At 57.0% G+C, this 10,609-nt stretch carries 12 protein-coding genes; 7 read left to right on the forward strand and 5 right to left on the reverse strand.

Annotation, left to right across the window (positions count from 1 at the left end):
- Positions 1-145: 145 nt before the first annotated feature.
- The 4 genes from AB7E14_RS14000 (at position 146) to topB (ending at position 4,500) form a co-directional block, all read left to right on the forward strand.
- The gene (locus AB7E14_RS14000) at positions 146-376 is read left to right on the forward strand and encodes a hypothetical protein (protein ID WP_428169611.1); all 231 of its coding nucleotides are present in this window, start codon (positions 146-148) and stop codon (positions 374-376) included.
- Between the two features lie 54 nt (positions 377-430).
- Positions 431-1,348 (forward strand): MurR/RpiR family transcriptional regulator, encoded by a 918-nt coding sequence (locus AB7E14_RS14005; RefSeq protein ID WP_044327841.1) that lies wholly within the window; start codon positions 431-433, stop codon positions 1,346-1,348.
- A 157-nt stretch (positions 1,349-1,505) separates the two neighbouring features.
- Entirely contained in the window at positions 1,506-2,549 is a 1,044-nt protein-coding gene (gene selD, locus AB7E14_RS14010; protein WP_044265483.1) for a selenide, water dikinase SelD, read from the forward strand.
- Between the two features lie 4 nt (positions 2,550-2,553).
- Positions 2,554-4,500, forward strand: a complete 1,947-nt coding sequence (gene topB / locus AB7E14_RS14015; protein ID WP_316962315.1) for a DNA topoisomerase III — start codon at positions 2,554-2,556, stop codon at positions 4,498-4,500.
- A 16-nt stretch (positions 4,501-4,516) separates the two neighbouring features.
- Here the strand turns inward: topB and gdhA are convergent, their stop codons facing one another.
- The gene (gdhA, locus tag AB7E14_RS14020) at positions 4,517-5,860 is read right to left on the reverse strand and encodes an NADP-specific glutamate dehydrogenase (RefSeq protein ID WP_043000911.1); all 1,344 of its coding nucleotides are present in this window, start codon (positions 5,858-5,860) and stop codon (positions 4,517-4,519) included.
- A gap of 252 nt (positions 5,861-6,112) precedes the next feature.
- Here gdhA and AB7E14_RS14025 point away from each other — a divergent pair, with 252 nt between their 5' ends.
- Positions 6,113-6,373: a YnjH family protein gene (locus AB7E14_RS14025; protein ID WP_193762933.1), complete on the forward strand. Its 261-nt coding sequence runs from the start codon at positions 6,113-6,115 to the stop codon at positions 6,371-6,373.
- On the opposite strand, the gene AB7E14_RS14030 is transcribed toward AB7E14_RS14025, so the two are convergent.
- Positions 6,333-6,746: a pyrimidine (deoxy)nucleoside triphosphate diphosphatase gene (locus AB7E14_RS14030; protein WP_044327844.1), complete on the reverse strand. Its 414-nt coding sequence runs from the start codon at positions 6,744-6,746 to the stop codon at positions 6,333-6,335. The genes AB7E14_RS14025 and AB7E14_RS14030 overlap by 41 nt on opposite strands.
- A gap of 78 nt (positions 6,747-6,824) precedes the next feature.
- Between AB7E14_RS14030 and AB7E14_RS14035 the strand changes: the two genes are divergently transcribed.
- A complete protein-coding gene (locus AB7E14_RS14035; RefSeq protein ID WP_044254855.1) occupies positions 6,825-7,394 on the forward strand; it encodes a carboxymuconolactone decarboxylase family protein in 570 nt (189 codons plus the stop codon).
- The gene (locus AB7E14_RS14040; RefSeq protein ID WP_316962243.1) at positions 7,387-8,004 is read left to right on the forward strand and encodes a CDP-alcohol phosphatidyltransferase family protein; all 618 of its coding nucleotides are present in this window, start codon (positions 7,387-7,389) and stop codon (positions 8,002-8,004) included. The genes AB7E14_RS14035 and AB7E14_RS14040 overlap by 8 nt, the downstream gene beginning before the upstream one ends.
- A 39-nt stretch (positions 8,005-8,043) precedes the next feature.
- Here the strand turns inward: AB7E14_RS14040 and AB7E14_RS14045 are convergent, their stop codons facing one another.
- The 3 genes from AB7E14_RS14045 to AB7E14_RS14055 all read right to left on the reverse strand — a co-directional run.
- Complete coding sequence (locus AB7E14_RS14045) at positions 8,044-9,351, reverse strand: rhodanese-like domain-containing protein (RefSeq protein ID WP_044328123.1); 1,308 nt, start codon at positions 9,349-9,351, stop codon at positions 8,044-8,046.
- A gap of 87 nt (positions 9,352-9,438) precedes the next feature.
- Positions 9,439-10,071 (reverse strand): ATP-binding cassette domain-containing protein, encoded by a 633-nt coding sequence (locus AB7E14_RS14050; protein ID WP_061070202.1) that lies wholly within the window; start codon positions 10,069-10,071, stop codon positions 9,439-9,441.
- Positions 10,071-10,609: ABC transporter permease subunit (locus AB7E14_RS14055; RefSeq protein WP_428169612.1), on the reverse strand; the 539-nt coding region annotated here is incomplete at its 5' end. The genes AB7E14_RS14050 and AB7E14_RS14055, both read right to left, overlap by 1 nt.

Consider the following 10,609-nt stretch of genomic DNA (forward strand, 5'->3'; position numbering starts at 1 on the left):
CAACCGGCTCACGGGCCGTTTTACACTCGCGACAGAACGCTTGCCATCCCTGAAAATCCACCTGAGACGCGGTGTTTCCCCTTAGCCAAAGATTGTTTTGCATCCAGCCGTTTATTTTGGCAACTGTCAGCAGCAGCGAGTGATTGTGCGTTCCCCACAAGGCCGAATCGCGCTGACGCTGGAAACGGGTCAACAGCCGTGGCTGGCGCTGTGGGGCGTAACGGGAAGCGATCTGCTGTGCATTGAGCCATTAGCCGGTACGACAGACGATCCCCGATTCTCGGGGCTGGTGGCGAACAAGCGGGGAATGCAGTCGCTGGCACCCGGAGAATGTCAGCTTTTTGAAACCCGTGTCTGTTTTGCTGTGGACGAGTGAAGAGGGGATTGCCAGAATACGGCAATAATTTTCGCGAAACGGCTGGACGTCATCATGAGTGTGAATCGGGACAATGTACGGGTCTATATCAGTAATGTCATGGGAGGACTGACACAGACCGATCGGCAGATTGCGCAGTTCATTCTCCAGCAACCCGCGCAGGTCGCCCAGATGCCTGTCAGTAAACTGGCGCAGGCAGTACAACTGAGTGAAGCCACCATTGTGCGTTTTTGTAAGAAAATCGGCTACACCGGCTTGCTGGAGCTCAAAAGCGCGCTGAAGCGGGAACTCCTTGAAGAGAGCGAACAGACGTTGCCGGTTTCTCCGGATATCTTTCTGGATGATTCGCGTAAAGATGTTGCGCAGAAGATAGCGATGACGGCGGAAACCACGCTGAAAGAAACCATTGATTTACTGGATATGCGGGTGGTGCATCCCGTCGTGCAACAACTTCTGACGGCTAACCGGGTATTATTTGTCGGCTTTGGCGCATCGGGGCTTGCCGCGATGGAGGCGCGTGACAAAATGAACCGGCAGGGTATCGACTCAGAAGCCTACACGGATCGTTTCACTATGACGTTAAAACTGGCGAATCTGAAGCCGCAGGATCTGGTGGTGGCTTTCTCGCATTCCGGAGAAACACCCGAGGTCGTCAATGCCTTTGCACTTGCAAAAAAGGCTGGCGCGCAGTGTCTGGCGATTACTCATCGTCCCCATTCACCACTGACTGAAATGGCCGATCGTTATTTGCTGACTTGCGGGAGCGCCGGACCGTATCAGGGCGATTCCATAGCGACGCGCATCTCGCAACTGTTCATCATTGAGTTTCTGTGCACGGAAATTACGCGACACAACTTTAAAGACAGTGCATCGACGGGATTATCGATCAAAGAATTACTGATCAAAGAAAGAATTAAACGTGAGGCAAACGTACAGATGAAACGGTCAGTCGTTAAACGGACGCATAAGTAATGACTGGCAGGGAAACAGCCTGCCGGGTGCGAAAGCACGACCTTTAGCATCCTTTTTGCATAGATTCTGAGCAAAGACGCCGGAATTCGGACACTCTCTCTTACCACTTCATGGAATGAGCGCTACCATAGCCCGATTGCAATGACAGGAGATGTCCATGAGCGAGCATGCTATTCGTTTAACACAGTACAGCCACGGAGCGGGTTGCGGTTGTAAAATTTCCCCGAAAGTGCTGGAAACCATCCTGCACAGCGAGCAGGCGAAGTTTGTCGACCCGAACCTGCTTGTGGGAAATGAAACCCGTGACGACGCGGCGGTGTACGATCTGGGCAATGGTACCAGCGTCATCAGTACCACCGACTTCTTTATGCCGATTGTCGATAATCCGTTTGATTTTGGCCGCATTGCGGCGACCAACGCCATCAGCGATATTTTCGCGATGGGCGGCAAACCGATTATGGCGATCGCGATCCTGGGCTGGCCTATCAGCAAGCTGTCGCCGGAAATCGCCCGTGAGGTGACTGAAGGCGGACGCTTTGCCTGTCGTCAGGCGGGCATTGCGCTGGCGGGCGGCCACTCGATTGACGCGCCGGAGCCGATCTTCGGTCTGGCCGTCACCGGCATTGTTCCCACTGAGCGGGTGAAGAAAAACAGCACCGCCGAGGCCGGTTGCAAACTGTTCCTGACCAAACCGCTAGGCATTGGCGTGTTGACTACCGCAGAGAAAAAGTCGCTGCTAAAACCTGAACATCAGGGGCTGGCGACGGAAGTCATGTGTCGCATGAACATTGCCGGAGCGTCATTTGCCAACATTGACGGCGTGAAAGCGATGACCGATGTCACCGGCTTTGGTCTGCTGGGCCACCTCAGCGAGATGTGCCAGGGGGCAGGCGTCCAGGCGCAGATCCGCTATCAGGACATCCCTAAACTGCCGGGCGTCGAAGAGTACATCCACCTGGGGGCTGTGCCGGGTGGCACCGAGCGTAACTTTGCCAGCTACGGCCACCTGATGGGGGAAATGCCGCAGGCGGTGCGCTCCCTGCTGTGCGATCCGCAAACCTCCGGCGGTCTGCTGCTGGCGGTAACGCCAGAGGCCGAAGAAGAAGTGAAAGCCACCGCCGCCGAGTTTGGCATTGACCTGACGGCGATCGGTGAACTGGTTGAAGCCCGTGGCGGTCGCGCCATGGTTGAGATCCGTTAACCCAATGCGGTTGTTTATTGCCGAAAAGCCGAGTCTGGCGCGCGCCATTGCTGATGTGTTGCCTAAACCGCACCGTAAGGGCGATGGCTTTATTGAATGCGGTAACGGCCAGGTGGTGACCTGGTGTATTGGTCACCTGCTGGAACAGGCGCAGCCTGATGTCTATGACAGTCGTTATGCGCGCTGGAACCTTGCCGATCTGCCGATCGTGCCGGAAAAGTGGCAATTGCAGCCGCGTCCTTCCGTGACCAAACAGCTCAACGTGATTAAGCGTTTTCTGCATGAGGCCAGTGAGGTAATCCATGCGGGAGACCCGGATCGCGAGGGGCAACTGCTGGTGGACGAGGTGCTGGATTACCTGCAACTGGCGCCGGAAAAGCGTCAGCAGGTGCAGCGCTGTCTGATTAACGATCTCAACCCACAGGCCGTTGAACGTGCGATTGAACGTCTGCGCTCAAACAGCGAATTTGTGCCGTTATGCGTGTCGGCGCTGGCCCGTGCCCGCGCGGACTGGCTATACGGCATCAACATGACCCGTGCGTATACCATTCTCGGGCGTAACGCCGGTTATCAGGGGGTGCTCTCCGTCGGGCGCGTACAAACGCCGGTACTCGGGCTGGTTGTCCGACGCGATGAAGAGATCGAAAACTTCGTTGCCAAAGATTTTTTTGAAGTGAAAGCACATATCGTGACCCCTGCGGAGGAACGCTTCACCGCGATCTGGCAGCCGAGCGAAGCGTGCGAACCGTATCAGGACGAAGAGGGACGATTGTTACACCGTCCGCTGGCGGAGCATGTGGTCAACCGCATCAACGGCCAACCGGCGATAGTCACCAGCTATAACGATAAACGGGAATCAGAATCTGCGCCGTTGCCGTTCTCGCTGTCAGCTTTACAGATTGAAGCGGCGAAACGCTTTGGCCTGAGCGCGCAGAACGTGCTCGACATCTGCCAGAAGCTGTATGAAACCCACAAGCTGATTACCTATCCGCGTTCTGACTGTCGCTATCTGCCGGAAGAGCACTTCGCTGGACGGCATGCGGTAATGAACGCCATCGGCGTGCATGCGCCGGATCTGCTGCCGCAACCGGCGGTAAATCCCGATACCCGTAATCGCTGCTGGGATGATAAAAAGGTTGATGCTCACCACGCCATTATTCCTACTGCGCGCAGCAACAGTATCACTCTGACGGACAATGAAGCGAAGGTGTATAACCTGGTAGCCCGTCAATACCTGATGCAATTTTGCCCGGATGCGGTATTCCGTAAATGCGTGATTGAACTGGATATCGCGAAGGGTAAATTCGTCGCTAAGGCCCGATTCCTTGCCGAAGCGGGCTGGCGAACGCTGCTGGGCAGTAAAGAGCGGGATGAAGAGAACGACGGCACGCCGCTGCCGGTGGTGGCGAAAGACGATGAACTGCTGTGTGAAAAGGGCGAAGTGGTTGAACGTCAGACCCAGCCGCCACGCCATTTTACCGATGCCACGCTGCTGTCGGCGATGACCGGGATTGCGCGCTTCGTGCAGGATAAAGATCTGAAAAAGATCCTCCGTGCAACGGACGGGCTGGGCACCGAGGCCACCCGCGCCGGGATCATCGAACTGCTGTTTAAGCGCGGTTTTCTGGTCAAAAAAGGGCGCTATATCCACTCAACCGATGCCGGGAAAGCGCTGTTCCACTCGCTGCCGGAGATGGCGACCCGTCCGGACATGACTGCCCACTGGGAGTCAATTCTGACGCAAATCAGCGAAAAGCAGTGCCGCTATCAGGATTTCATGCAGCCGCTGGTGGGCACGCTGTATCAATTGATCGATCAGGCGCGCAGTACGCCGGTGCGTCGCTTCCGTGGCATTGTCGCGCCTGGTGGTGATGGTGGAGAGAAGAATAAGAGCGCGCCTCGTAAACGTGCGGCGAAAAAAAGCCCGCCATCAGCAGAGGCGGGCCTGTAATTCGGTTTGGGGGGACTTAAATCACACCCTGACCAAACATGGCGTCGGCAATCTTCACGAAGGCAGAGATGTTCGCCCCACGGACATAGTTGGTCTGTTTGCTTTCACCGCCGTACTCGACGCAGGCATGGTGAATATCCAGCATGATGTGGTGCAGACGGGCATCCACTTTCTCCGCCTTCCAGCTTAGACGCGCCGCGTTCTGTGCCATTTCCAGGCCGGAGGTGGCAACGCCACCGGCGTTCGCCGCTTTGCCCGGTGCAAACAGCACGCCGGCTTCGAGGAACAGATCGGTCGCTTCGATGGTGGTTGGCATGTTTGCCCCTTCCGCCACCGCTTTCACGCCGTTAGCAATCAGCACGCGAGCCGCTTCGACGTCGAGCTCGTTCTGTGTGGCACACGGCAGTGCGATATCGACCGGCACTGACCACGGCTGTTTGCCTTCCAGATAGGTCAGGCCAAACTCACGAGCGTAGTCCGCCACGCGACCGTCACGGCTGGCTTTAATTTCGCACAGACGCGCCAGTTTCTCTTTCGTAAAGCCACTTTCATCCACGACGGTGCCGCTGGAGTCGGAGGCCGTCACCACGCGAGCGCCAAATTCCATCGCTTTTTCAATGGCAAACTGCGCCACGTTACCGGAACCGGAAACCGCTACGCGCATCCCTTCAAAGCCCAGACCATGACGCTTGAGCATCGCTTCGGTGAAGTAGACCAGACCGTAACCGGTTGCTTCCGGACGGATCAGACTGCCGCCGAAGGAGAGCCCTTTGCCGGTAAACACGCAGGCGCTGTTGTTGGAGAGCTTACGCATCATCCCGGCCATAAAGCCCACTTCACGGCCACCCACGCCGATATCACCGGCAGGAACGTCAGTATCCGGACCCAAATGACGGTACAGTTCCGTCATCAGCGCCTGACAGAAACGCATCACTTCGCCTTCACTTTTGCCTTTCGGATCAAAATCGCTACCGCCTTTACCACCGCCCATCGGCAGGGTGGTCAGTGCGTTTTTAAAGGTTTGCTCAAAGCCGAGAAACTTCAGGATCGACAGGTTAACGGAAGGGTGGAAGCGCATCCCGCCTTTGTACGGGCCTATTGCCGAGTTGAACTGCACGCGCCAGGCGCGGTTAACCTGGACCTGATTACGATCGTCCAGCCACACGACACGGAACTGAATCACACGCTCTGGCTCAACCAACCGTTCCAGCAACGACATTTCACGATAGCGCGGGTTTTGCTCAATGAATGGCCACAGGGTGGTCATAACTTCACGGACGGCTTGCGCGAACTCGGTTTGATTCGGGTCGCGCTTTTGTACATGGTTGAGGAATGATTCCAGAGAGCATGTCTGATCCATAGATATAAAAACCTCTTATATTTAAATGTGGTTGTAATTGTGTTTTTTGTGGATATGTGTTTGCAGTTTTTGACTATAACATCAGGAATGTGACGGATAGCAAGAAAAAAATGCCGGTGCCAGACAAATTAATAACCAGACGGCTGTCATAACGAAAAACGATGACAGAAGAGAGTAAAGTTTCCCGCGCGGGTTACCGTTATACTAAGAACAGACCCGAAATAGTAAGGAAACCCTATGCGTTTTATCGCGATGGCGGCAGCGTTGATGACACTCTCTTTATCCAGCCTGGCGAACCAAAACCTTCGCCCGGATGTGCAGGTGAACGTGCCGCCGGAGGTCTTCAGTTCCGGTGGACAGCGCGCGCAGCCCTGTAATCAGTGCTGCATTTATCAGGATCAGAGTTATTCAGAAGGGGCGGTAATTAAAGCCGATGGCGTGCTGTTGCAGTGCCAGCGCGACGAGAAAACGCTCAGTACGAATCCGCTGGTCTGGCGTCGCGTAAAACCATAAAGGCGTTAAGTAGCGGAATATCAGCGGGGGCGAGCGAATAGTCCAGCGCGACGTGCGGCTCGCACCACACCAGTTGCTGATGCTCATGCGCCATCATTTCTCCGCTGAACGCCGGGACATGCCAGGCATGCAGATGAATCAACCGCCCGGAGACCTCACGCTGGTGGCTGGCAATATAGCGCCCCACCGTGGCCTCAATGCCTAACTCTTCGCGCAGTTCGCGGACCAGCGCCTGCGGCTGCGTTTCGCCCGCTTCCACTTTGCCCCCGGCAAATTCCCATAAACCTGCCTGATCCGCCTGCGGCGGGCGCTGGGCGAGCAAAATTTTGCCATCACGTTCAATAATCGCGGCAACAACGTCGAGAGTTTTCATCATATTCGTCAATGTTCAACAGCAGAAAGTGACATACTATCGTCATCTTTGATTGACCTGAAGTCCCAGGAGTCTGCCTTGAACGATCCGCAACCGTGGGTAACGCCGTTGACCCGTCTCCCCGCCAGTCTCAATCCTCTCGTGATGACGCAAAGAAAACATTACGGAGAGGTATTACATCCGACGCGCTGGTGGGGGCGGATGCCGTTTTTGTTCTGGCTGGTGGCGCTGTTTGTCGGGTTTCTTGAGCGTAAACGTGCGCGTCTGACGCCGGTGATGCGGGCATTATTGATGACGCGCGTGTCGCAGGTCTGCCACTGCGCATTCTGCGTGGATGCCAACAGCCTGCGACTGGCAGAGCGTAGCGGCGCGATGGACAAAGTGCTGGCCGTGGCGGACTGGCAGGCATCGTCGCTTTTTACACCAGAAGAGCGCGTTGCGCTGGCTTATGCTGACGCGGTGACCGCCACGCCACCGCGGGTAGATGATGCCCTGAAAGCACAAATGAAGCAGCATTTCAGCGATGACGTTATTAGCGAGATGACCGCGTTGTTGGCTTTTCAGAACCTCTCGGCGCGTTTTAATGCCGCGCTGGATATTCCTTCGCAAGGACTGTGCGACAGTCTCAAAGGAGCGCCGCGTGCTTGACCGGCATCTGCATCCACGGCTTAAACCGCTGCTTCACCGTTGCGCAGGCGTGCTCGACAGGCCGGGGGTTTCCCCGGACGGTCTGACGCTGGTTGGGTTTGGCCTCGGCGTACTGGCGTTGCCGTTTCTGGCGCTGGGCTGGTATCTGGCGGCGCTGGTGGCGATTGTCCTGAATCGTCTGCTGGACGGGCTTGACGGCGCGCTGGCGCGACGCCGGGGGCTTACCGATGCGGGCGGCTTTCTTGATATTGCGCTTGATTTTCTGTTTTACGCGCTGGTGCCGTTCGGCTTCATTCTGGCCGACCCACAGCAGAATGCGCTGGCGGGGGGCTGGCTGTTGTTTGCGTTTATCGGCACCGGCAGCAGTTTTCTCGCCTTTGCTGCGCTGGCCGCGAAGCACAATATCGACAACCCCGGCTATGCGCATAAATCGTTTTATTATCTGGGGGGATTGACCGAGGGAACGGAAACGATCCTGGTGTTTGTACTGGCGTGTCTTTTCCCGGAGAAGTTTGCCGTGCTGGCGTGGATCTTCGGCACACTGTGCTGGATGACGACGTTGACCCGCGTCTGGAGTGGTTATCTGACGCTGAAGGGGTTACAACAGTGAACGCCGGATGGCGCGCAAGCGCCGCCATCCGGCAATCCATTACAGACTGCTGTCCGGGCCGCGCTCACCTGCGGAGACCGGGTTTTTCGGGTCTTTGCTCCATTCGTACCATCCGCCGTCATAAACCGAGACGTTTTTCCAGCCCATCGCCCGGGCGTACATAAACGTCTCTGACGCGCGCCAGCCGGTGCCACAGTAAAAGGCGACCTGCTGATCCGGCAGAATGTGCCACTGCTTCCACATGCTGGCGATGTCATCTGCGCTGCGCATGGTGCCGTCCGGGTTATGGAAATCTTCCATATGCGTCGAGTCGCTACCGGCATGTCCCCAGCGCGCCCCGGCAATTTCACCTTTTGGCTTGATATAGCTGTAGCCGCTGGTGGTGCCGATAAATTCTGGCCAGGAGCGAATACTGACCAGCGACGCATCCTGACGGTGCAACAGTCCGCGCGCCTGTTCCATATTAAGCATCAGCTGGGGTTGCGCCGGAATGGTCACGCCAAAATCGGGCTCCGGTTTAACTTTCGCAGGCGTGCCGCGCTCGACCGGCAGCCCGGCGTCGGACCAGGTCTGCCAGCCGCCATCGAGCAGACGCACGTCTTTCACTCCGGCATACAGCATGATCTGCGCCACCCGCGCGGCCGCGTAAACATCGCGTCCGTACAGGATCACCGTCGTGTCATGACGGATACCGTGTTTCGCCAGCATCGCTTTAAGAGTGTCATCAGGCACTTTGTTCCACAGCGGTTCACTTTCCACCTCGTTGGTGTCGATGTAATCCGCGCCTGGAATATGGCTGAGCAGATAAAACTTCGGCGCGCCCCAGGCGGCTTCTATCACTTTCCAGTCGCCGGCCGGTTTCGCGGTAACCGCTTTACCCTGTTGCAGGTCATGCAGCCACTGCGGATAAACCAGTTGCTCGAAATGCGGCAGTCGTTGCAGACGCGCCGGATCCTGCAACGCGTCGCTCAGCGTGGCAACCTGTTGCAGTCCTGCCTTTTTCAGCCGGTTTTTCACCGCCTGCACGTCGCTGTCGTTGCCGTACAGCGCGACAGGGGCGTCGGCCTTCAGTTGATGCTGTTGAATCCAGGTCGCGAGTTGTTCGTCGCTCATGGTATCAAGCCAGCGGGCAGAGAGGTTGAGGGCGGAAGGTTCGTGTCCGGACGGACCGTTTAGTGACTGCGGCCAGCCATTGTAAAACGCGGAGGGACGGGTATCGATAGCCGTACCCTGTTTTTGCGCCAGTTGTTGGAAGTTAAGTACCTGCGCCATATCAGCAGCCCAGGTGGAAGCGCAAGCGAGCCCTAAAGCCAGAGCCAGCGCGGTCATTTGAGAAACACGTTTCATCGAATTGCCCGACGTTGAGATAAGGAGGCGCCATTCTGTGCTCGCGGTAGCGGAAAAACTTTGCGTTAACGCAGTATGTAAGCAGTTTCACAAGGCGGAAGATAACGGCAAAACGTGACCGCCCGGCGGAATATCCTGCGCGTCATGGGTGACCTGAACAACGGGAATGTCCAGCCGACGCACTTCATCAAAGACCCACTGACGAAAGTCTGCCCGACGATCAGCATCAAGACGGCTGAACGGCTCATCCAGCAGCAACGCTTTAGGCTGCGCCAGCAGGGCGCGAAGCAGCGCAACCCGTGCGCGCTGACCACCGGATAGCGTGGCGGGATCGCGAGAAGACAATCCCGCCATGCCCGCACGGTCAAGCGCGTGCTGAACCGCATCCTGCCGCGCTGTGCCTTTCAGACTGGCAGGAAGCGCTAATAGCAGGTTTTGTCCCACCGTAAAGTGATCAAACAGCAGGGCATCCTGAAATAAAATACCGATCTGCCGACGGGCGGTGGGGAGCGTATCCAGACGCTGCTCACCCAGCCACAGTTCACCGCGGACATGCAGCGGTGGCGTCAGCGCACCCACCATCCAGGCCAGCAGCGAAGACTTGCCGCAGCCGGAGGGACCCATTAATGTGACAATGTCACCTTTTGCCACTTCGAAGGTTAACGGGCCAAACAGCGGGGTCTGGTGGAGAAACAGGGAAAGATGGCGAACGGTGAGCATTAGCGCAATCCTTGTCGGCGGTGGCCGACCCATAACGAGAGTCCGGCCATTAGCGTAAACACGACCAGCGGTAACAGCAATTGCCAGAGCGCCTGCGCGGCCAGAATACCGGTACTGCCGCCGCTGCTGAGGGCCACCGCTTCCGTCGTCAGCGTCGGGAAACGGCCTGCGCCCAGCCACAGGGTCGGCATATACTGTGCGATGCTGACGGAGAAACCGACGGCCAGCGTCACGAGTACAGGACGCAAAATCTGCGGACATTTTACGCAGCAAAAGATTTTCATCGGTGACCAGCCCAGCGTCCGGGCAATCAGCAGCAGACGAGGATCGATGCGTTGCCAGGCCGGTTTCAGGACAAACAACATCCACGGTACCACCCACAACAGATGTCCCCAGATAAGCGTGGCAAACTGACCGTCCAGTTCAAGATGCAACGCCAGCGCGTATTGGCCCACCACCAGCGGCAGCGCCGGAAGAAGGATTGGCAGCCAGACCCAACGATGTCCGCGCTGAGGTCCCCATTCCAGCCATAGCAGCA

The organism is Citrobacter sp. (assembly GCF_050252275.1).
Classification (GTDB): Bacteria; Pseudomonadota; Gammaproteobacteria; order Enterobacterales; family Enterobacteriaceae; genus Citrobacter_A; species Citrobacter_A amalonaticus.